The 20,751-nt window shown below is 74.8% G+C and carries 20 protein-coding genes and 2 pseudogenes; 10 read left to right on the forward strand and 12 right to left on the reverse strand.

Features of this window, described 5'->3' with window-relative positions; translation table 11 throughout:
- Positions 1–19 precede the first annotated feature (19 nt).
- Together metK and AMK13_RS13920 are read left to right on the forward strand one after the other, a co-directional pair.
- The gene (gene metK, locus AMK13_RS13915) at positions 20–1,228 is read left to right on the forward strand and encodes a methionine adenosyltransferase (protein WP_074002394.1); all 1,209 of its coding nucleotides are present in this window, start codon (positions 20–22) and stop codon (positions 1,226–1,228) included.
- 140 nt (positions 1,229–1,368) lie between these two features.
- Positions 1,369–3,453 carry a primosomal protein N' gene (locus AMK13_RS13920; RefSeq protein ID WP_074002395.1) on the forward strand — a complete coding sequence of 695 codons (2,085 nt, stop codon included), beginning with the start codon at positions 1,369–1,371 and terminating at the stop codon, positions 3,451–3,453.
- A gap of 414 nt (positions 3,454–3,867) precedes the next feature.
- Here AMK13_RS13920 and AMK13_RS13925 read toward each other — a convergent pair.
- Positions 3,868–4,335: pseudogene (locus AMK13_RS13925) on the reverse strand (hypothetical protein); the annotation flags it as partial.
- 312 nt (positions 4,336–4,647) lie between these two features.
- Here AMK13_RS13925 and def point away from each other — a divergent pair.
- The 6 genes and pseudogenes from def to AMK13_RS44055 all read left to right on the forward strand — a co-directional run bounded on the left by def (position 4,648) and on the right by AMK13_RS44055 (position 9,595).
- Positions 4,648–5,193, forward strand: coding sequence for a peptide deformylase (def, locus tag AMK13_RS13930; RefSeq protein WP_074002396.1), 546 nt, complete (start codon positions 4,648–4,650; stop codon positions 5,191–5,193).
- A gap of 118 nt (positions 5,194–5,311) precedes the next feature.
- Positions 5,312–6,250 (forward strand): methionyl-tRNA formyltransferase, encoded by a 939-nt coding sequence (gene fmt / locus AMK13_RS13935; RefSeq protein WP_074002397.1) that lies wholly within the window; start codon positions 5,312–5,314, stop codon positions 6,248–6,250.
- Positions 6,251–6,385: 135 nt separating this feature from the next.
- Positions 6,386–7,819 (forward strand): RsmB/NOP family class I SAM-dependent RNA methyltransferase, encoded by a 1,434-nt coding sequence (locus tag AMK13_RS13940; protein ID WP_074002398.1) that lies wholly within the window; start codon positions 6,386–6,388, stop codon positions 7,817–7,819.
- 450 nt (positions 7,820–8,269) lie between these two features.
- Positions 8,270–8,425, forward strand: coding sequence for a hypothetical protein (locus AMK13_RS43465; RefSeq protein ID WP_158077698.1), 156 nt, complete (start codon positions 8,270–8,272; stop codon positions 8,423–8,425).
- Between the two features lie 66 nt (positions 8,426–8,491).
- A pseudogene (locus AMK13_RS41820) lies at positions 8,492–8,650 on the forward strand (MerR family DNA-binding transcriptional regulator); the annotation flags it as partial.
- Between the two features lie 216 nt (positions 8,651–8,866).
- A complete protein-coding gene (locus AMK13_RS44055) occupies positions 8,867–9,595 on the forward strand; it encodes a MerR family transcriptional regulator (RefSeq protein ID WP_198959356.1) in 729 nt (242 codons plus the stop codon).
- A gap of 71 nt (positions 9,596–9,666) precedes the next feature.
- Here AMK13_RS44055 and AMK13_RS13955 read toward each other — a convergent pair whose 3' ends face one another.
- From AMK13_RS13955 to AMK13_RS14000, 10 genes are all read right to left on the reverse strand, one after another.
- Positions 9,667–10,116: a hypothetical protein gene (locus AMK13_RS13955; protein WP_049654244.1), complete on the reverse strand. Its 450-nt coding sequence runs from the start codon at positions 10,114–10,116 to the stop codon at positions 9,667–9,669.
- A gap of 173 nt (positions 10,117–10,289) precedes the next feature.
- On the reverse strand, positions 10,290–10,637 hold the full coding sequence (locus tag AMK13_RS13960; RefSeq protein ID WP_074002401.1) for a sulfurtransferase TusA family protein: 348 nt from the start codon (positions 10,635–10,637) through the stop codon (positions 10,290–10,292).
- Positions 10,634–11,320, reverse strand: a complete 687-nt coding sequence (locus AMK13_RS13965) for a class I SAM-dependent methyltransferase (RefSeq protein ID WP_074002619.1) — start codon at positions 11,318–11,320, stop codon at positions 10,634–10,636. The genes AMK13_RS13960 and AMK13_RS13965 overlap by 4 nt, the downstream gene beginning before the upstream one ends.
- A gap of 159 nt (positions 11,321–11,479) precedes the next feature.
- Positions 11,480–12,019, reverse strand: coding sequence for a MarR family winged helix-turn-helix transcriptional regulator (locus AMK13_RS13970; RefSeq protein ID WP_079272099.1), 540 nt, complete (start codon positions 12,017–12,019; stop codon positions 11,480–11,482).
- A 73-nt stretch (positions 12,020–12,092) separates the two neighbouring features.
- On the reverse strand, positions 12,093–12,449 hold the full coding sequence (locus tag AMK13_RS13975; RefSeq protein WP_074002403.1) for a DUF6204 family protein: 357 nt from the start codon (positions 12,447–12,449) through the stop codon (positions 12,093–12,095).
- A gap of 142 nt (positions 12,450–12,591) precedes the next feature.
- Positions 12,592–13,521, reverse strand: a complete 930-nt coding sequence (locus tag AMK13_RS13980) for an aminoglycoside phosphotransferase family protein (RefSeq protein ID WP_074002404.1) — start codon at positions 13,519–13,521, stop codon at positions 12,592–12,594.
- 83 nt (positions 13,522–13,604) lie between these two features.
- A complete protein-coding gene (locus AMK13_RS13985; RefSeq protein ID WP_074002405.1) occupies positions 13,605–14,840 on the reverse strand; it encodes a serine hydrolase domain-containing protein in 1,236 nt (411 codons plus the stop codon).
- Between the two features lie 331 nt (positions 14,841–15,171).
- Positions 15,172–15,861, reverse strand: coding sequence for an alpha/beta hydrolase (locus AMK13_RS13990; protein ID WP_049654234.1), 690 nt, complete (start codon positions 15,859–15,861; stop codon positions 15,172–15,174).
- 32 nt (positions 15,862–15,893) lie between these two features.
- Positions 15,894–16,223, reverse strand: coding sequence for a hypothetical protein (locus AMK13_RS13995; RefSeq protein ID WP_074002406.1), 330 nt, complete (start codon positions 16,221–16,223; stop codon positions 15,894–15,896).
- A 310-nt stretch (positions 16,224–16,533) separates the two neighbouring features.
- A complete protein-coding gene (locus AMK13_RS14000; RefSeq protein WP_074002407.1) occupies positions 16,534–17,331 on the reverse strand; it encodes a hypothetical protein in 798 nt (265 codons plus the stop codon).
- Between the two features lie 151 nt (positions 17,332–17,482).
- Between AMK13_RS14000 and AMK13_RS14005 the strand changes: the two genes are divergently transcribed.
- On the forward strand, positions 17,483–18,091 hold the full coding sequence (locus AMK13_RS14005) for a TetR/AcrR family transcriptional regulator (RefSeq protein ID WP_074002408.1): 609 nt from the start codon (positions 17,483–17,485) through the stop codon (positions 18,089–18,091).
- A gap of 41 nt (positions 18,092–18,132) precedes the next feature.
- Positions 18,133–19,647 (forward strand): carotenoid oxygenase family protein, encoded by a 1,515-nt coding sequence (locus AMK13_RS14010; protein ID WP_079272100.1) that lies wholly within the window; start codon positions 18,133–18,135, stop codon positions 19,645–19,647.
- Positions 19,648–19,817: 170 nt separating this feature from the next.
- Here the strand turns inward: AMK13_RS14010 and AMK13_RS14015 are convergent, their stop codons facing one another.
- Entirely contained in the window at positions 19,818–20,594 is a 777-nt protein-coding gene (locus AMK13_RS14015; RefSeq protein ID WP_074002621.1) for a class I SAM-dependent methyltransferase, read from the reverse strand.
- Positions 20,595–20,751: the final 157 nt, after the last annotated feature.

The raw sequence follows: 20,751 nt of genomic DNA on the forward strand, positions 1-20,751 counted from the left end.
TGCAACCCCAGGGAGCGCTGTGTCTCGCCGCCTGTTCACCTCGGAGTCCGTGACCGAGGGACACCCCGACAAGATCGCTGACCAGATCAGCGACACCATCCTTGACGCTCTCCTGCGGGAGGACCCGACGTCCCGGGTCGCCGTGGAGACGCTCATCACCACCGGCCAGGTGCACGTGGCCGGCGAGGTGACCACCAAGGCGTACGCGCCGATCGCCCAGCTCGTCCGGGACAAGATCCTGGAGATCGGCTACGACAGCTCCAAGAAGGGCTTCGACGGCGCCTCCTGCGGCGTGTCGGTGTCCATCGGTGCCCAGTCGCCCGACATCGCGCAGGGCGTCGACACCGCGTACGAGGCCCGTGTCGAGGGCGACGAGGACGACCTGGACAAGCAGGGCGCCGGTGACCAGGGCCTGATGTTCGGCTACGCGTCGGACGAGACGCCCGAGCTCATGCCGCTGCCGATCACCCTGGCGCACCGCCTCTCCCGCCGCCTGACCGAGGTGCGCAAGAACGGGACCATCCCCTACCTGCGCCCCGACGGCAAGACCCAGGTCACCATCGAGTACGACGGCGACAAGGCCGTCCGCCTCGACACCGTGGTCGTCTCCACCCAGCACGCCAGTGACATCGACCTGGAGTCGCTGCTCACCCCGGACATCCGCGAGTTCGTCGTCGAGCCGGAGCTGAAGGCGCTGGCCGAGCAGGGCATCAAGCTGACCACCGAGGGCTACCGCCTGCTGGTCAACCCGACCGGCCGCTTCGAGATCGGCGGCCCGATGGGCGACGCCGGCCTCACCGGCCGCAAGATCATCATCGACACCTACGGCGGCATGGCCCGCCACGGTGGCGGCGCCTTCTCCGGCAAGGACCCGTCCAAGGTGGACCGCTCGGCCGCGTACGCGATGCGCTGGGTGGCGAAGAACATCGTCGCCGCCGGCCTCGCCCGCCGCGCCGAGGTGCAGGTCGCGTACGCGATCGGCAAGGCCGAGCCGGTCGGCCTGTTCGTGGAGACCTTCGGCACCGAGTCGGTGCCGGTCCTGGCGATCCAGAAGGCCGTCTCCGAGGTCTTCGACCTCCGCCCGGCCGCGATCATCCGCGACCTGGACCTGCTGCGCCCGATCTACTCCCAGACCGCCGCGTACGGCCACTTCGGCCGTGAGCTGCCGGACTTCACCTGGGAGCGCACCGACCGCGTGGAGCAGCTGAAGGCCGCCGTCCAGGACTGACGTCCTGAGCCCGGTGCCCGAGCGCCGGCCCGTAGCGTTCTGACGCTCGGCCCGTAGCGCCCGGAAGCGGCGCCCGTCCCCGTTCGGGGGTGGGCGCCGCTTCGTGCATTGTCGGTGTGACCTGGTAGTACTTGGTGGCGATGAGCAGCACAGGGGAGAACGGGGCCGCCGAGCCGGAGCAGCTGGCGTTCATCCGGGAGACGGTCAAGCGGGCCAAGCCGCGCACCTGGCACGGGGCCAAGCGGGCCGAGCACCTGCCGGTGGCCCGGGTCGTGGTGGACAAGGGCGTGCTCACCATCGACAAGTTCTTCGACTACGCGGTGCCGGCCGCCATGGCCGAGGAGGCCCAGCCCGGGGTGCGGGTGCGGGTGCGGTTCGGGGCACGGGTGGTGAAGGGCCAGCGCGAGGGCGGGGAACTGCACGACGGGTTCATCGTCGCCCGGCTGGAGAAGAGCGACTTCGCCGGCCCGCTCGCCCCGCTGGCCCAGGTGCTCTCGCCCGAGCCGGTGCTCACCCCGCAGCTGCTGCGGCTGTGCCGGACCGTCGCCGACCGGTACGCCGGGACGCTGGCCGACGTGCTCCAGCTGGCCGTCCCGCCCCGGCACGCCAAGGCCGAGGCCGAACCCTCGCCCCCGCCGCTGCCGCGCCCGGCCGCCCCGGCCCCCGGCGGCTGGCAGCGCTACCCCGCCGGGCCCGACTTCCTCGCCTCGCTCACCGCCGGCGGCTCGCCGCGCGCGGTCTGGGCGGCGCTGCCCGGGCCCGGCTGGCCGTACGAGATCGCACGCGCCGTGGCCGCGACCCTGGCGGGCGGGCGCGGGGCGCTGGTCGTGCTCCCGGAGGGGCGCTCGGTGGCCCGGGTCGACCAGGCGCTGACCGAACTGCTCGGCCCCGGGGCGCACGTGGCGCTGGAGGCCGACCTCGGCCCGCGCGAGCGGTACAAGCGCTGGCTCGCGGTGAGCCGGGGCTCGGTGCGCGCCGTGATCGGGACTAGGGCCACCATGTTCGCGCCGGTCCGGGACCTCGGGCTGGTCGTCGTCTGGTCGGACGGCGACGGCAGCCACAGCGACCCGCGCGCCCCGCACCCGCACGTGCGCGAGGTGGCGCTGCTGCGGGCCGCCGACGAGGGCGCCGCGGTGCTGCTCGGCGGGCACGCGGTGACGGTGGAGGGCGCGCAGCTGGTCAGCACCGGCTGGGCGCGCCCGCTGGTCGCGGACCGCGAGACGGTGCGGCAGGCCGCGCCCCGGGTGCGGACCGTCACCGACCAGGACCAGCACCGGGACGCCGCCGCCCAGGCCGCCCGGCTGCCCTCGGTGGCCTGGGCGGCCGCCCGGGAGTCGCTGGCCGCCGGGCACCCGGTGCTCATCCAGGTGCCCCGGCGCGGCTACGTGCCCCGGCTGGCCTGCGGGCGCTGCCGGACCCCCGCCCGCTGCCGGCGCTGCGAGGGGCCGCTGGAGGCGCCCTCGGCGGACGCCACGCTGTGCTGCGCCTGGTGCGGGGAGCCGGAGAACGACTGGCACTGCCCCGAGTGCGGGTCCTTCCGGCTGCGGGCCCAGGTGGTCGGGGCCCGGCGGACGGCGGAGGAGCTGGGCAAGGCGTTCCCGCGCATCCCGGTGCGGACCTCGGGCCGGGATGCGGTGCTGGCCACCGTGCCGGACGAACCCTCCCTGGTGATCTCCACGCCCGGCGCGGAACCGGTGGTCGAGGGCGGCGGCGGGTACGGGGCCGTACTGCTGCTGGACGGCTGGGCGCTGCTCGGCCGGCCGGACCTGCGGGCGGGGGAGGAGACGCTGCGGCTCTGGCTCACGGCGGCCGCGCTGGCGCGGTCCTCGACGGAGGGCGGGACGGTGGTCGTGGTCGCCGAGCCCTCGGCCCGTCCGGTGCAGGCACTGGTCCGGTGGGATCCGCTGGGACACGCCGGGCTGGAACGGGACGAACGGGCGCAGCTGCACTTCCCGCCGGTGTCCCGGATGGCCTCGGTGAGCGGCAGCCCCTCGGCGGTCGCGGACCTGCTGAACCTGATCCGGCTGCCGGAGGAGGCGGACGTGCTCGGGCCGGTGCCGTCGCCGGCGCTGCGGGGGGAGGAGCAGGAGCGGGCGCTGCTGCGGGTGCCGCCCGGGCAGGGGGCCGCGCTGGCGGCGGCGCTCAAGGCGGCGCAGATCGCGCGGATCGCGCTGCGAACGGCGGAGCCGGTGCGGGTGCGGGTGGATCCGACGGACATCGGCTGAGGGGCGGGGGTCGGGGGCTTCGGGGGCTCGCGGGTGGGTGCGTCGCGTTCGGGGGCTTGGGGACCGGCGGCCCGGCGGGGCGGGGTGAGTGGGCCACCCCGCCCCGGACGGCCCGGGTGCGTGGCTCGGTCAGCCGCGCAGCGGGATGCCGGGTCGGTCCGCCTGGGGGCGGTCGACGGGGGTGCTGCGGTCGGTCGTGGTGCGGTCGACGGGGGTGCGGTCGATCGTGCTGCGGTCGATGCCGGGGCGGTCCAGCGGGCCCCGGTCCAGCGCGCCCCGGTCGATGCCGGTTCGGTCGATGCCGGTTCGGTCGATGGGCGTGCGGTCGATCGTGGTGCGGTCCATCGGCGCGCGGTCGATGCCGGTGCGGTCGATCGTGGCGCGCTCCAGGGCGCGACCGTCCAGGCCGCCCTGGCGGGCCGCCGGGACGGTCGTGGCCAGTCCGGTGCGCTCGGTGCCCGTGGGCAGCTCCTCGGAGCGGTCCGGACGGGCCTGGCCCGGGACGGCGCCGCTCGCGGCGAGGAGTTCGCTGGTCGGCCGGCGCATCCCGTAGCGCCGGTGCACCGCCTGCTTGGTGACCCCGAGGGCGGAGCCCACCGAGTCCCAGGAGAACCCCAGCGCCCGGTCGAACTCGACCGCCGCCGCCACCAGGGTCTCCACGCTCTCCCGCAGCTCCTGTGCCAGGCGCACGGTCGGCGCCGGCGCCCGCCCGTACACCACGAAGCCGGCCGAGGTGCTCGGTCGGCGCGGACGGTAGACGTTGCCCAGTTGAGCGGTGAGCGTCCGCAGCGCGTCGACCTGCCGCCTCACCCGCTCGATGTCCCGCACCAGCAGGTGCAGGCTCGCCCGCGCCCGGGCGTCGTGGTTGATCTGCTCGGCCATGGCCTACGTGCCACCTTCCGTACGGTTCAGCTCGGCCGGGACGCGGTGTCCCGTTGCGCCCGGCCCCGGTCAATCTCTCTTGACCAACGCCGAAGCGGGGGCCGGGGTAACGCGGCTCGGCACAGTCGGGGCGTGCCGGGCGGCGATCCGGTGCTGATCCGGCGCCGGTCCGGGCCCTGAGGCGGTGCCGGTCCGGTGCCGGTCCGGACTCCGGGGAAGCCCTCGGCGGGCGGCCGCGCGGGTTGCATAGACTGGCGGGTGAACCAGCCGCCGACCGCAGCCCGCGCCCCTACGGACAGGAGCCCGTACCCCGTGGCGATCCAGCCGATCCGTCTCTTCGGAGACCCCGTCCTGCGGTCCACCGCCCAGCCGGTGACCACCTTCGACAAGGAACTGCGCAAGCTGGTCGGCGACCTCACCGACACCATGCTGGACGCCCCCGGCGCCGGCCTCGCCGCGCCGCAACTCGGCGTCTCGCTGCGGGTGTTCACGTACCACGTGGACGGCGTCACCGGGCACCTGATCAACCCGGACCTGTCGCTGAGCGAGGAGGAGCAGGACGGCCCCGAGGGCTGCCTGTCGCTGCCGGGCCTGCGCTACGACACCACGCGCGCGTACGGCGTGGTGGCCAAGGGCTTCAACATGTACGGCGATCCGGTGACGGTGGAGGGCACGCAGTTGCTCGCCCGGTGCATCCAGCACGAGACCGACCACCTGGACGGCATCATCTTCATCGACCGACTGGACCGCGAGCAGCGCAAGGCCGCGCTGAAGGCGATCCGGGAGGCGGACTGGGGCGCCGGGCCGGCCCCGGTGGTCAAGGTCTCGCCGCACAGCACCTTCGGGTCCGCCCGCTGAGTCCGGCCGGTTCCTTCGGTTCCGTCGCTGCCGGCGGTCCTGGTGGCCCCGGTGGTCTTCCCCGGTCGTTGTCGGTCTTCGTTGGTTTCTTGAACTTCCGTTTACAGAAAGGCACTTGATGCGTCTCGTCTTCGCCGGCACCCCCGAGGTCGCCGTTCCCGCCCTGGACGCCCTGCTCGCCTCGGACCGGCACGAGGTCGTCGCCGTGGTCACCCGCCCCGACGCCCCGGCCGGGCGCGGGCGCAAGCTGGTCGCCAGCCCCGTCGCCCAGCGCGCCGAGGAGGCCGGGATCGAGGTCCTCAAGCCGGCGAAGCCCAGCGACCCGGACTTCGTCGCCCGGCTCACCGAACTCGCCCCCGACTGCTGCCCGGTGGTCGCCTACGGCGCGCTGCTGCGCCCCGGCACCCTGGAGATCCCCAAGCACGGCTGGGTCAACCTGCACTTCTCGCTGCTGCCCGCCTGGCGTGGCGCTGCCCCGGTCCAGCACGCGGTGCTGGCCGGCGACGAGGTCACCGGCGCGTCCACCTTCCTGATCGAGCAGGGCCTGGACTCCGGCCCGGTCTACGGCGTGATCACCGAGGAGATCCGCCCGACCGACACCAGCGGCGAGCTGCTCACCCGGCTCTCCCTCTCCGGTGCGCGGCTACTCGCGGCCACCATGGACGGCATCGAGGACGGCTCCCTGCACGCCGTGCCGCAGCCGGCCGAGGGCGTCACGCTCGCGCCGAAGATCAGCGTCGAGGACGCGCGGATCGACTGGAGCCACCCCGCGCTGCGGATCGACCGGGTGGTGCGCGGCTGCGCGCCGGCGCCGGGGGCCTGGACGGAGTTCCGGGGTGAGCGGCTGAAGGTCACCGGGCCGGTCAGGCTGCTGCCGGACTCCACCGAGCTGGCGCCGGGCGAGGTCGCGATGGCGGGCAAGAACAGTGTCCGGGTCGGGACCGGCAGCCACGACATCGAGCTCGGGGAGGTGCGTCCGCAGGGGAAGAAGGAGATGCGGGCCGCCGACTGGGCCCGGGGCGCGCGCCTGGAGGCGGGGGAGCGCTTCGGGGGCTGACGCTCCGGTTTGGCGCTACTGTTCGTTTGAGATCGTCCGTGTTCGCTCGACTTCGTTGTCGTCCGATTGCGTTGTCGTCCGAGTTCGTTGCTAACCACCGTTCGTTGATAACCACCGCAGCACCTTGAGGTACCTGTGACCACCCCCAGCGCCAAGCGCGCCCCCCGCCCGCACCGCCGCCCGAAGAAGGACCCGGCCCGGATCGTCGCGTTCCGCGCGCTTCGTGCCGTCGACGAGCGCGACGCGTACGCCAACCTGATCCTGCCCTCGCTGCTCCGCGAGGCCGAGCAGAAGGGCATGGACCGGCGCGACGCCGCCCTCGCCACCGAACTGGTCTACGGCACCCTGCGCCTGCAGGGCACCTACGACGCGGTCATCGCCGCCTGCATCGACCGGCCGCTCGGCAAGGTCGACCCGCCGGTGCTGGACGTGCTCTCGCTCGGCGCCCACCAGCTGCTCACCACCCGCATCCCCAGCCACGCGGCCGTCTCGGCGACCGTCGAGCTGGCCCGGGTGGTGCTCGGCGACGGCAAGGCCAAGTTCGTCAACGCCGTGCTGCGCCGGATCAGCGCCCACGACCTGGACGCCTGGATCGAGAAGGTCGCCCCGCCGTACGACAAGGACGCCGAGGACCACCTGGCGGTCGTGCACTCGCACCCGCGCTGGGTGGTCTCCGCGCTCTGGGACTCGCTCGGCCGCTGGCAGCCGGACGCCTCCGGGCGCGCCGCGATGGAGGAGCTGCTGCGGGCCGACAACGAGCGGCCCGAGGTCACCCTGGTCGCCCGCCCCGGCCGGGCCACCGTCGACGAGCTGGCTGACGCCCTGCCCGAGGCCGAACCGGGCCGCTGGTCCCCGTTCGCCCTGCGGCTCGCCGAGGGCGGCGACCCGGGCGCGGTCGCGGCGGTCCAGGAGAACCGGGCGGGCGTGCAGGACGAGGGCAGCCAGCTGGTCGCGCTGGCACTGGCCGCGGCGCCGCTGGACGGGCCGGACCGGCTCTGGCTGGACGGCTGCGCGGGCCCCGGCGGCAAGGCCGCGCTGCTCGGCGCGCTGGCCGCCGAGCGGGGCGCGGCGCTGGTCGCGAGCGAGAAGCAGCCGCACCGGGCCCGGCTGGTGGCACGGGCGCTGGCGGGCAACCCCGGCCCGTACACCGTGATCGCGGCCGACGGGACGCGCCCGGCCTGGCGGTCCGAAGGCTTCGACCGGGTGCTGGTCGACGTGCCGTGCTCCGGCCTCGGCGCGCTGCGCCGCCGCCCGGAGGCGCGCTGGCGGCGCCGGCCGGCGGACATCGCCGCCTTCGGCCCGCTCCAGCGGGACCTGCTGCGTTCGGCCATCGAGGCCACCCGGGTCGGCGGCGTGGTCGGCTACGCGACCTGCTCGCCGCACCTCGCGGAGACCCGGGCGGTCGTGGACGACGTGCTGCGGGCCGAGGGCGGCCGGGTCGAGTGGATCGACGCGCGCCCGCTGCTGCCCGGCGTCCCGGCGCTCGGCGACGGCCCGGACGTGCAGCTGTGGCCGCACCTGCACGGGACGGACGCGATGTACCTGGCGCTGCTGCGGCGTACCGCCTGACGGCGGGGTACCGATGCCGCCTCCCCGGTCGGGGTCGCTTCCCCGGTCGGGGTCGTCGCTTCGGCCGGGGTCGTCGCTTCGGCCGGGGTCGTCGCTTCGGTGGGGAGGCCGGCCGGTCGGCTCCGGCGGGTGAACCGCCGCCTGTCCGGGCGGGGTTGACGCGGCGTCGGATGTCGGCTTCCATGGCTGCTGTGTAGCCGCTCGGCTGCATGATCTTTGGGGGGCAGGCTTCGTCGCGTCGAGCGGCGGAAGCCGGGGAAGCAACCCCACAAGACATGCGGCGCGATGCGGCTGTTTCGTTGTGTGGAGTCGGATCCTCGGCGCTGCCCTCCCCGGCCGTGGGAGGCGGCAGTGTCATCGGAGATTCGACGTTCGACGGGGGAGCCTGCCGGTTCGCGGGGTGACGGTGGTGCCGGGACGGACGGCCGCGCGCTCGATCTGATCGCCCTGATGTCGATCCTGGCGGTGTGCACCCTGATCTGCCTGCTGGCCGGTACGGGGGCGCTCCAGGCGGTCATCGGCGCGGCGGGCATCCTGTTCGCCGCCTGGCGGACACCGCGGCGCTCCGGGCGGGAGGAGGGGCGTCGGCGCGGGCCCCGTGGGTGAGGCGGGGGCGGCCGCGGCCGTGGGCGGCTTGCATCTCCCGTAGGGGGAGGTAGCAGGGTGGTGGCCATGAACGGCGACGCGCTCTGGACGATCGGTGAGCTGGCCCGGCGCACGGGGCTGACGGTCAAGACCGTCCGCTTCTACTCGGACCAGGGGATCGTGTCGCCGGCCGACCGCAACCCGGCCGGCCACCGGCGGTACGGCCCCGAGGCCGTCGCACGCCTCGAAGCAGGCCCTCTCTTTCGGACCACGCCGGGTGCGCGACGCCGGAGCACGCACCTCGCCGCGTTGTCGTCGGTCGCCGATGCTCCGCATGGACTCCCTCCTCCGCCTTGCGATGCACGCACTCCGACGCCGCGCGCTGATCCGACGTGGTCCGAAAGAGAGGACCTAATCCACACCCTGCGGGAACTCGGGCTCGGACTACCCGCGATCCGACGGGTGGTGGAGCGTGAACTGACGCCGGCCGACGTCGCCGCCGCGCAGGCGGAGGCGATCGACCTCCAGATCCGGGTGCTGCGGCTGCGGCGGGCGGTGCTCGGGGCGGTGGCCCGGCTCGGTTCCACACCTGAGGAGTTGACGCTCGTGCACCGGTTGGCCCGGCTCACGGAGGATGAACGGGGACGCCTGATCGGGGAGTTCCTGACGGGGGTGTTCGGCGGGATCGAAGACGGCGGGATCGGGGACGGCGGGCGGTTCGCCGCGGTGGCGCGCTCGTTGACGCCGGAGCTGCCGGAGGAGCCGTCGGTCGAACAGGTCGAGGCCTGGGTGGAGTTGGCGCAGCTGGCGGGGGACGCCGGGTTCCGGGCACTGCTGCGCGGGCTCGCCGAGGCGGAGGCCGCGGAGGCGGCCGGCACGGGGCTGCCGAGGCCCGGACTGGCAGTGGCGGTGCGGGAGTTGGCCGGGCCGGCGGTCGCGGCCGGGGTGGAGCCCGGGTCGGCGGAGGCGGCGGCGGTCGTCGCGGTGCTGGTGGAGCGGTACGGGCGGTGCTGCGCGGGGGCGGTGCCGGGGGAAGCCGGGGCGGTGCGCGACCGGTTGGCGGAGCGGCTGGGGGCGATGGCCGATCCGCGGCGGGAGCGGTACCTGGAGCTGCTGGCGGTGGTCAACGGTTGGGCCGCGCCGGAGAGTTGGGCGGCCGAGGTGGACTGGGCGGTGCGCGCGGTGGCGTGAGTCGGGGCTGCTCGGCGGCGAGGTGGCGAGGTGGTGGGGCCGTGGGGCCGTGGGGTGGTGGGTCTGTACGGCTACCGGCGGGTGGGGCCGGAGAAGGTGGTGAGGAAGGCGTGGGCCTGGGCGCGGAGGTGGTCGACCGGCGGGTCCTCGCAGATCACCTCCAGGCCGAGTCCGGTGGCCCGGCCCAGGTCGTAGTAGGACTGGTAGGCGAGGTACGGGCGGTGGTCGTCGGTGGGGTCGAGGCCGACGGCGAAGGTCGCGAAGTGGGGCTGCGGCCCGCCCGGGGCGGGGGCCGGCCCGCTGCGGGAGAGCTGCCACTCGAACTCGTACGGCTCGGGTTCGGCGGGCAGGTCCAGCAGGGCCTGGGCGAGCCGGCGGACCTCGTCCGGGTTCGCGAAGGGGATCGACTCCGACGAGGAGGGGGCCGAGGCGAGCAGTTCCCAGGCGTCGCCGTTGTGGCCGACGGTCAGGGCCCACTCGCCGCTCGGGTCCTGCCAGCGGCAGCTGATGATCGGGTCCACGGCGGTCAACCTCCCTGTGGCGCTGGATCGTTCGTACCTCATCATGGTGGCACACCGGTCGCTGCGGGGGCTCCGGCCGCGAGCCGTCCTCGGGTCCGTTGCCAGGCTTCCTGGAGCGTGCGGCAGCCGTGGCCCGCTCCGGGTGCGCCCTGCGGGGCGGGTCGGTCAGCCGGTCAGTCGGTGACGGGGGCCGGGTGCCAGGGGCGGTCGGGGCGCGTCTGGACCGGGGCGGAGGTGAGGCGCAGCGCGTAGACCTCGCGGTCGGTGGCCTCGTACGGGACCTGGCCGAGGTACTCGTGGCCGGTCAGGTGGCACCAGGCGGGGAGGTCGAGCGGGGCGGCGGGGTCGGTGGTGTGGATGTGGACCGCCGCGCCGGCGGGGAGGTGCGCGATCCGGGCGCGCAGCCGGAGCAGGAGCTGGACGCAGAGCAGGCCGGTGCCGTCGATGGTGAGGTCGGGGGCGTTCGGGGCGTCGGGGGTGGCGGTTTCGGGGGTCCCTGCGGTGGCGTCGGGGGCGGTCATCGGGGCTTCTCCTGGGTGATGCGCCAGAGGCGGCGGGGCAGTTCGCCCTCCTCGAAGGGGTGGACGTCGGTCAGGTGCCAGCGTTCGGCGAGCCTGTCCACCAGTTCGCGGGGGAAGAAGTGGACGGCGAAGCCGCCGTGCTCCCAGATGTCGTCCCCGTGGCCGGTGCCGGCGCCGTAGTGGGCGTCGCCGGTGTGGCGGACGGTGTGGACGAGGGTGCCGCCCGGGCGCAGGACCCGGCGGACCTCGGCGACGAGCGCCTCGATCTCCCCGGTGGAGAGTGCCATACAGAGCAGCATGTGGGCGAAGACCGCGTCGACGGAGGCGTCGGGGAGGGGCAGCGGGTCGCGGACGTCGTGGGTGAGGACCGAGAGCCGGTCGGCCAGGCCCTGGTCCGCCGCGGTGGCGCGCAGCTGCTCCAGGCCGGTCGGGCTGAAGTCGGCGGCCAGCACGCGGAAACCCGCCCGGGCGAAGTGCAGCGCGTCGCGTCCGTGACCGGCGCCGAGTTCCAGCACCTCCCGGGCCCCGGCGGCGGCGAACACTCCGGCGGCGTACTCGGCGGGGGCGGAGGGCCGCTCGCCGTACATCCCCGGGTTGGCGGTGTAGGTCTGCTGCCAGTGCGCGCGTTGGGCGTCCGCGAGGGCGCGCTCCGGGCCGGGCCCGGTGTCGGGGGTGTCGGTCATGGTGCGGCCCTTCGCGGGGGTGGGGGTGGTGCGGGTGGTGCCAGTGGTGCCGGACGACACGGGGGTGCCCGTGGTGCGGGGCCAGCCTAGGACGTGGGCTCGGGGGGAAGGTGTGGCGGGGTGCGGAAGGGCGTGCGCGGGGGCGGTGAGGCGGGCGGATCAGCCGAGGTGCCGGCCGGGGGCGGTGCCGCCGAGGCGGGTGAGCAGGGCGGACAGCCGGCCGAGGTCCTCGGCGCTCCACTGCTCCGCCGCGAAGTGCTCGGCGGCGACCTTGCGGGCGGTGTACAGCATCTCGGCGAGCCGCTCGCGGCCGGTCGGGGTGAGGGCGGCGTAGGTGACCCGGGCGTCGCGGGCGGCGGCCTCGCGGGCGACCAGGCCGATCCGCTCCAGCGGTGCGAGGCCGCGGGTCACGCCGGAGGCGGTGAGCCCGAGGGCCTCGGCGAGGTCGACCCGGCGCATCCGGCCGCCGGGGGCCTGGGAGAGGTGGAGCAGCATGGTGAAGTCGGCCAGGCTGACGCCGTGCAGGCGGCTGAGGCCCGCGTCGAAGCGCTTGACCACGGCCGTCTGGGCGCGGACCAGCCGCAGGGCGGTGTCCAGGGGGTCGGGGTTCGGGCCCGTTGCGACCGGTGCGGTCGCGGCCCGGTCCACCTGGTCGGGCTGCTGCTGGTCTGAACGCTGATGGTCTGGACGCTCTGTCATTGCCACCTCCTTGACTGCTCAAGTATAGCGCTAGGGCGAGCCGTCAAGGAGGTGGCGGAGGGGGAGGGGTGGGTCAGTGCGCGGTGTTGGCGGCGCGGCGCTGACGCTTGCCGAGCGGGGCCTGGGAGAGGTCCTCGGCCTGGGAGCGGAGGTTCTTGTAGCCGTAGCCGCGTTCGGTGAGCCAGTCCCGCGCCGACTGCTCGGCCCGCTCGGTGGCCTCCAGGATGTCCTCCTCGGCCTCGCCCTCGTCGAGGAAGCGGAAGGTGAAGGCGGCCCGGGCGGAGAGGTCGTAGCTGAGGTGGCCCTCGCGGGTGAAGGCGGCGCGCAGTACGTCGTGCTCGGGGGCGGCGGCGAGCAGTTCGGCACGCTGGTCGGCGGTGAGGCCGTCGAAGACGCCGCGCACCATGATGCGGAAGGTTCGAGTGGTCATCCCCCGACCATAGGCAGTGCGGGCCGCCGACCGCCAACGTGATTCCTGGGCCGGGCGCTTCTCGGTGACGGTCGGTGGTCGCGGGCCTCCTTGGGTGCCCGTAGGCGGTCGTCGGGTGGTCGCCGGTGGTGGTGGGCGCCGGTCAGGCGGGGGTGAGTGCTTCGGCGAGCTCGTCCGCGTACCGGGTGAGCCGGTCGAGCCCGGGGCCTTCTCGGGCGAGCCGGAAGCCGTGCCGCCGACCGTGGAAGGCGGCCTGGACGGCGTGGAGTTGGGTCCAGCGGCGGAGGCGTTCGCGGTCCAGCTCGGCGGCCTCGGCGAAGACGTCGAGCGCGCGGAGGAGTGCGCGCTGCCGGTCCTGCGCGTCGAGCAGCGTCAGGGCATGGACCTTGAGCAGGGTGCCGCCGTCGTAGGCGCGGTCTCCCACGTACCCCTTGGGGTCCACGGCCAGCCAGGGTTCGCGCTCCGCCCGCAGGATGTTGCGGGGGTGGAGGTCCCCGTGGACGAGCACGTCCGGCTGGGTGCGGGCGAGTTCGCGGACGGTGGCGAGGGCGGCGCCGACCGTGCGGGCCGGCAGGGGGTGGGAGAGGGAGGCCGCGTCGGCGCGCAGGGCGGCCTCCCATTCCGCGGCCTGCTCGCTCAGCCGGGGCAGGCCCGGGGGCGCCGGGACGGCGAGCCGCCGGCTGAGCCGCCCGGCGACCGTCGGCACCTCGTCGGTGTCCCGGGCCTCCGCGAGCGTGGTCGGGCTCGCCCGTTCGAGCAGCATCGCGAAGCGCTCGTCGTCCCGTTCGTAGAGCCGGACGGCGCCCCGGCCCGCCCACACCGCGAAGGCGTCCGGCTCGTGCACGTTGCCGGGGTGGGGGAACGAGACCTTCAGTACGGCCACGCGCTCGGCCGCCTGCCGGACCGGGAGGATTAGGCCGACCCCGCCGTGGGTGGCGGCGCCGTCCGGCACGCAGCCCCAGCGTTCCAGCAGCTCGGCGGCGAGGCCGGGGAGTTCGGCGATCCAGGCCGCGCCGGGGGCTCCCTCACGGTCGATGGTGGTGCGGGCGAGCCCGCCGGGGATGCTGATCATCTGCTTCCTTTCGACGGTGGGGGGAGGGCGCTGGTGTGGCTTGCCGGTTCGGTCCGGTTCGGTCCGGTCCGGTCCGGTCGGGCTCAGGGGGCGAAGGGGCCGAAGGTCGTGGCGGCGAGGCGGAGCGCCGGTGCCGGGGTGCCGCTCCCGGCGCCGACGGAGTAGACCAGCCGCCTGCGCAGGTCCGAGGTGGTGAAGAAGCCGTCGGAGTACCCGAGGTCGTGCCCGGTCTTGCCCCAGAGCACCGTGCCGTCCCGCAGCGGGACGGCCATCAGTCCGGCGCTGTAGCAGGCCCGACCCTTGTCCGGACCGAACGGGCACTCGCCCGCTCCGCGTACGGGCACCAGCCGGCCGGAGGCGTCGCGCGGCAGGGTGAGCAGGTCGTGCAGCTGCTGCGGAGGCAGGAGTTCGCCGTCGAGCAGGGCGCGCAGGAACCTGTCCAGGTCGGCCGGGGTGGACACCATCGACTCCGGGTTGCCGCCCTGTTCGGAGACGTCCGTCGGGGTGTCGGCGCTGTCGGGGACGTAGCCGGCCAGGTGGGGCTCCGGCATCGCGGGCCTGCCCTCCGTCACCTCGGTGTGCCGCAGGCCGAGCGGCTTCAGGATGCGGGCCGTCACCTCCTCCCTGATCGTGTGCCCCGTCACCTGCTCGATGATCCGGCCCGCCACCCGGTAGTTGAAGTTGTTGTACTCCTGCTCGCTGCCCGGATCGAAGGCCGGGCCGGCCTCGGGCAGGCCGCGCTCCGGGTGGGGCCGAAGCGTCCGCTGGACGACCAGGTCGAGCGTCTCGATCGCGAAGCGGTTGGCGATCAGGCCGTCGCGCTTCTCCAGCTCGGTGCCCTCGAGTTCCGGGCCCTCGACGGCCTGCGGAAGTCCGCTGGTGTGGTCGAGGAGTTGACGGACGGTGATCGGCAGCGTGAAGCTCGCGGGCAGCGTGCCGGGCAGGTACTGCTGGACGGTGCCGTCCAGGGAGATCCGCTGCTCGGCGGCGAGTTGGAGCAGCACCGCGGCGACGAAGGTCTTGTTGATGCTGCCGATCCGGAACGCCGCGTCCGGCGCCACCGGCCGCCCGCTCACCGGATCGTCGGCGCTGCCGCGCCAGACCAGGCCGTCGGCCGTCACCCGGGCGACCGCGCCCGCCACCGGGTCGCCCGGCCGGGCGGCGATCGCGGCGTCGAGGGCGGCCGGATCGAGGACAGCCGGACCGAGAGCGGCCGGAGCAGGCGTGGCGGCGAAGGCGGGTGCGGTGGATGCGGACGCCGCCGCGAGGAGCAGGGCGGCGAGGCCCCGCGCGAGGGTGGCGGGTTTGCTGACGGCCATGTGCCCTCCGAAGCGGGTGGGACGGCTGTGGGGCGGAGCGATCCGCCCTGGAGAACACGCGGCTGACGGTCATTCAGTTGCACACGACCGGTGCGAAGGCGGAGAGCGCGGGCACGGAACACGGTGAGGACTCCCTTCCACGGTGGCCCGGGTGGCCACCGTCGCGATGCCCCCAAGAGTGATCGCCGGAAGCCCCTTCGCGCATGTGCCGTTCGGCAGGAATCCGGCGGGAAAGCGACCGGGCCTCCCCTGCCGATCGGCAGGGGAGGCCCGGGGTGCGGACGCGGACCACACGGGAGGCGGGACGCGACAGCGGTTGGGGGAGCGCCGGCTACACCCGCGCCGGCAGCCGGGTGCAGACCGCCCCCGCCACCAGCGGAGCGGGCTCGGCGCCCAGGACGCCGAGGGTGAAGGCGGTGGTCAGCGCGCTGATGTCGCGGGACTCGCGGAGCAGCAGGTGGTTGGCGCCCGGGGCCTCGTACCGCGCGAGGTCCGGGACGACCCGCCGGGCGCGCAGCGCGTACTCCAGGGACTGGGTGGCACTGGCCGAGCTGTGGTCCCCGGTGCCGTGGACGATCAGCACCCGCCGCCCGGCCAGCTGGTCGACCGGGTCGCCGCTGGGCAGCCACGGCGCGATCCCGGCCACGCCGACCACCGAGGGGTGCCCGGCGCACCAGAAGGCGGCGCGCCCGCCCAGCGAGTTGCCGATCAGCACGACGGGTGCGCCCGGGTAGAGCCGGGCCAGCTCGTCGAGCGCCCAGCGGGTGTCGACGGCGGTGTCGGCGTCCGCGTCGTTCCAGCCGCCGTGGCGGTAGCGCAGCAGGTGCACCGCGAGGCCGTGCGGCCGGCCGCGGTCGGTGAGTTCGGTGGCCAGGTCCCGCAGGCCCAGCTCGGCGACCCGCATCGGTGCGCGCCGACTGCGGAGGAACCCGCCCGGCAGCAGCAGGGCGACGCCGGTGACCGGCTCCTCGCCCCGTCGTGGGGTCAGCTCTGCGGTGCGCGGACGCTGCGCTCGGAACACGCGAATTCCCTCCTGATGTGTACAGGCGGATTCTACGGTTCCGAGGAGGGGTCGCGGTGCGCGAGCAGGGACCACAGGACCCAGCCGGAGACCCGGGTGCGCTCCACCATGACCTTCGCCCAGCGGGCGCCGAGCGGTGAGGTCCAGGTGTCCACGACCTCGACCCGGTCACCTGAACGGGCGAGTCCGATGACGGTCTCCTCGCCGAAGTGGTCGACCCGGACGTTGGCGGCGTTGGCCGACACCTCCCACCAGCCCGCACCGGGCTCGGGCGGCAGGTCGGTGCCCGCCGTGACGGCCGTCGGGATCAGCAGGATGCCCAGCGCGACCACGGTGGCCGCCGCACGGCCGATCACGGCCACGGGGACCTCCGTGCGGTGGTCCGCGCGGTGCCGCGGACGGGCAGCGGTGGTGGCGTCGGGATCAGGGGAGGCATGTACAGCAGAACGAGCCGACCGGGCGTGCGCGTACAGTCCGGCGCCGAGGTTGACCCGGTCGGCGCAGCACGACGTGCGGACCCGGTGCCGCCGGTGCGCCGGCGGACGCCCGACGCATGTCAACTGTCCGGCCGTAGCGCGGGGTTGGCGCGCCCTGGCGGACGGCCGTCGAGTCGGCCGGCCGCGGCTCGGGGTGCGGTCAGGGCCGGTAACACGGCCCGGTCACAAGGGGCGGTCACTCCGGGCGCTGCTCCGCCAGGAGCTTCGCCCGGGTCTCCCGGACGAACGCCGCGACGACGTCCGCGTCGGTGAGCACGCGGGTGACGACCCGTCCGCCCCGGCCCGGTCCGGTGCGCTCCGTGATCCGCAGCTCGCGCGTGTCCTCGGCGCTGATGTCCTGGAGGTCGCTCCACGGCAGCGGGGCCGTGGGGTGGTCGTCGTCGGGGTCGAGGAGGAGCCCCGCGGGCAGCACGGCGAGCACCGTCCCGAACAGGACGTGTCCCTCCTCCTCGAACCGCTCGTGCAGCGGCGCGGTGTAGCGCGGCAGCAGGCCCGCGCGGATGGCCTCGGCCAGCCCCGGTTCGTAGCGGCCCGCCAGTTTCGAGACCACGAAGGGGGTTTCGCGGCCGCGCGCCAGGATGAGGACGCGGCCGAAGTGCTCGACGCTCAGGTTGCCGCGGAACTCCATCCGGGAGGGTATGTACTCGTAGCTCTCGATGGCGTCCCAGGGCAGGGCGCGGAAGTCGCCGCCGGCGTGGTGGAGGACGAGGCCGCCCTGGTAGCGCGCCACGGCGACCAGCCCGGAGCGCGGCGGGACCTTCTGGTAGGCCACGGCGGCCGCTGCCACGGCGGCGACCGCGAGGACGGCGCCCCACCAGGTCCAGCCGGAGGCGGCGAGGACGAGGATGCCGGGCAGTCCCAGGCCCCACTTGCCCACGCCGTCGCCGATCCGGCGGCTCGTCCGGTACAGCCGCCGCCGTTCGCCCAGGCCCGCCTCGGCCGCGACCTCGTCGCAGCGGGTGGCACCACTCATCGCTGACTCCCCTCGGCTGTGGAGCGCGCCAGTCTAGTCAGGGCGGTCGGACAGCCGGTCGGGGCGGCCGGGCGGTCGGGCCGGGTGGGTGGTGAAATCCCTTGCCCGCAAAGGCTGGTAACACTGTTTCCGATCGGTTACGTTGTTACCCATGAGCACGCCCTACCAGGACGCGCAGCGGGTCGGCCAGGATGCCGTACGCGCCGTGATCCTCGACCGCGCCATCTCCCTCCTCGTCGCCGAAGGCCCCGCCGCGCTGACCGTGCGCCGGATCGCCGCCGAGATCGGCTCCTCGACCAAGGTGCTGTACACGATGTTCGGCGGGAAGGAGGGGCTGCTCGACGCGCTGTACCGGGAGGGCTTCGCGCGACTGCGCCGGGCGCAGGAGCAAGTCCCGCGCGGGAGCGACCCGTTGGAGTACCTGACCGAGCTCGGCCGCGCCTACCGGGAGCGGGCGGTCGCCGAACCCGCCTACTACCGCGTGATGTTCGAGCAGCCGGTGCCCGGATTCCGGCCCAGCGCCGAGGCGTTGGCCCTGGCCGACGGCGCGTTCGGCGCCTCGGTGGCCGCCGTCGAGGCCTGCATGGCGGCCGGGGTCTTCCGGCCCGGCGACGCCCTGGAGGTCTCCAACCTCTTCTGGGCGGCCACCCACGGCGCGGTGAGCCTGGAGCTCGCCGGCCACTTCGCGTCGGCCGAGGCCGGGGCGCGCTACGAGGCGCTGATGGCCGCACTGGGGCGGGCGTTCGGCGCCGGTTCGTGAACGAGTCCGGACACCCCATCACCTGACGAGAGGCCGAGACGATGAGCCCAGGCGACCCGATCCGCAACGGCACGATCGGCAAGAGCAACGGCAACGGCGCGATCAGCAACAGCAACAGCAACGGCAACAGCAACAACGGTACGAGGCGCAGCCGCTACGTCTCCGGGAACTTCGCCCCGGTGACCGAGGAGGTCACGGCCTACGACCTGCCCGTCACCGGCCGGATCCCCGCCCACCTCGACGGCCGCTACCTGCGCAACGGCCCCAACCCGCTGGGCATCGACGACCCGGGCGCACACCTGTGGACCCTCGGTGCGGGCATGGTGCACGGCGTGCGGATCCGGGACGGGCGCGCCGAGTGGTACCGCAACCGCTGGGTCCGCTCCGGCGCGGTCGCCGACCGGCTCGGTGAGCCCCGGCGCGGCACGCCCGTCGACGAGCGGATGGACATCTCCCCCAACGTGCAGGTCGCGGGCCTCGCCGGGCGCACCTACGCGCTGCTCGAAGGCGGCATCCGCCCGTACGAACTCACCTACGAGCTGGACACGGTGGGGCCGTGCGGGCTGGGCGCCACGCCGGAGGGGTACAGCGCCAACGCCCACTCGGTCGTCGACCCGCACACCGGGGAACTGCACTCGCTGGCCTTCCGGTACGGCTCCGAGCAGGTGCAGCACATCGTGATGGACGCGGCCGGCACCGTCCGGCGCAGCACGCTGATCGAGGTGCCCGGGAACCCGTACATGCACGACTTCGCGCTCACCGAGCGGTTCGTGCTGCTGTACGACACCCAGGTGGTGTTCAGCCCGGCGCACCTGGCCACCGGGGTGCCCTTCACCTGGGACGGGCGGCACGCCGCCCGGGTCGGGGTGATGCCGCGAGAGGGCGGCGCGGTGCGGTGGTTCGAGCTCGCGCCGCACCTGGTCGGGCACACCCTCAACGCGTACGAGCGGACGGCGGACGAGCTGGTGGTCGACGTCGTGCGGCACCCGCCGGGCATGGACCTGCGGAACATCGGCGCGAGCCGGCCCACGCTCGACCGCTGGACGGTCGACCTGGCGGCGGGGACGGTCCGGGAGGAGCGGCTGGACGACCGGGTGCAGGAGTTCCCGCGCCTCAACCCGCGGCACACCGGCCGCCCCTACCGCTACGGCTACGCGGCCGCCGTCGAGCTCTACGCGCCGCCGACCGGCCCCGGGGACGACCGCCCGGACGAGGGCTTCAGCAACGCCCTGCTCAAGCACGACCTGAGCCGGGGGACCGTCGAGGCCCACGAGTTCGGGCGCGACGGGGCGGTGGGCGAGGCGGTGTTCGTCGCCGCCGAGTCGCCGACGGCGGAGGACGACGGGTACCTGATGGCGTACGTCCACGACCCGGAGCGGGGAGCGGCGGACCTGGTGGTCCTCGCCGCCCAGGACTTCACCGGCGAGCCCCTGGCCCGCATCCACCTGCCGGTGCGGGTGCCCCTGGGCCTGCACGGCAACTGGGTGCCGGGCGGGGACAGGGTGCCTGGCGGGGACCGGACCGCGGGCAGGGGCGGGGACACGGGCTGGAGCTGAGGGGCCAAAATGTGCCCGCCGCAAGCACGGGCGGGATCGCGCCCGACGGCACCGCGCGGGGAGGGCGTCGGCGTAGGGGACGGGGGTCTCGACGGCGGCGAGGGCGGTGCGGGTGGAGAGGGCGGGGAGGGGGAGGCGCTGGGAGCCGGGGCGGAGCCGCCCCGGCGGGGTCATCGGGGCCGGGTGGCGCGGAGGGAGTAGGTCTGCGGGGCGGGGGCGCCGGCGGGGACGCGGAAGTGGGCGTGGGCGTGCTCGTGGAGGAAGTCCAGGCGCAGGCCCGCTTCGGCCAGGGCGGTGACGACCTCGCCGAGGCCGTGCTGCCACTGGACGGTGACGGTGGAGTCGAGCCGGGCGTCCGGGTCGGCGTAGGTGCCGGGGTAGTCGACGACGATCGGGGTGCGCTCGAAGTAGTCCTCCGCGAAGCCGCGCCCGTCGTCGGCGAGGACGTCGGCCACCGGGTGGTACTCGGCGAGGTAGAGGAAGCCGCCGGGGGTGATGAGCGAGGCGACCGTCCGGGCCCAGCGGGTGAGGTCGGGGAGCCAGCAGAGCGCGCCGAAGCCGGTGTAGACGATGTCGTACGTCCGGCCGTCGAGCGCCTCGGCGGCGGCGTAGACGTCGGAGGTGACGAAGCGGGCGTCGGCGGCGCCGATCCGGGCGGCGAGGTCGGTGGCGGCCGCGACGGCCGGGGCGGAGAAGTCGAGCCCGGTGACGACGGCGCCGCGGCGGGCCCAGGAGAGGGTGTCGAGCCCGAGGTGACACTGGAGGTGGAGCAGGGCGCGGCCGGTGACGTCGCCGACCTCGGCGGGCTCGTAGTCCTGGAGGGTGTCACGGCCCGCGACGAAGCCGGGCAGGTCGTAGAAGGGGCCGGCGGCGTGGACGGGGACGCGCTCGTCCCAGTTCGCGCGGTTGGCGGTGCGCCAGTCGGGGGTGGTGGATGGCGTGGTCATGGCGGGCAACGCTAGTCAGCGGCCCAGGGGCGGGCAATCGATTTCCGCGCCCGGCGCGCGCCGTGGACAGCAGGTGCCACCGGCGCCCCGGGCCCGGTATGTGCGGGTCATGGCCGGGGTTTTCCCTGCTCTTTGTTCCGGATCATGGCGCGCTCTG

It is taken from the genome of Streptomyces sp. CB02056 (assembly GCF_001905545.1).
GTDB lineage: Bacteria > Actinomycetota > Actinomycetes > Streptomycetales > Streptomycetaceae > Kitasatospora.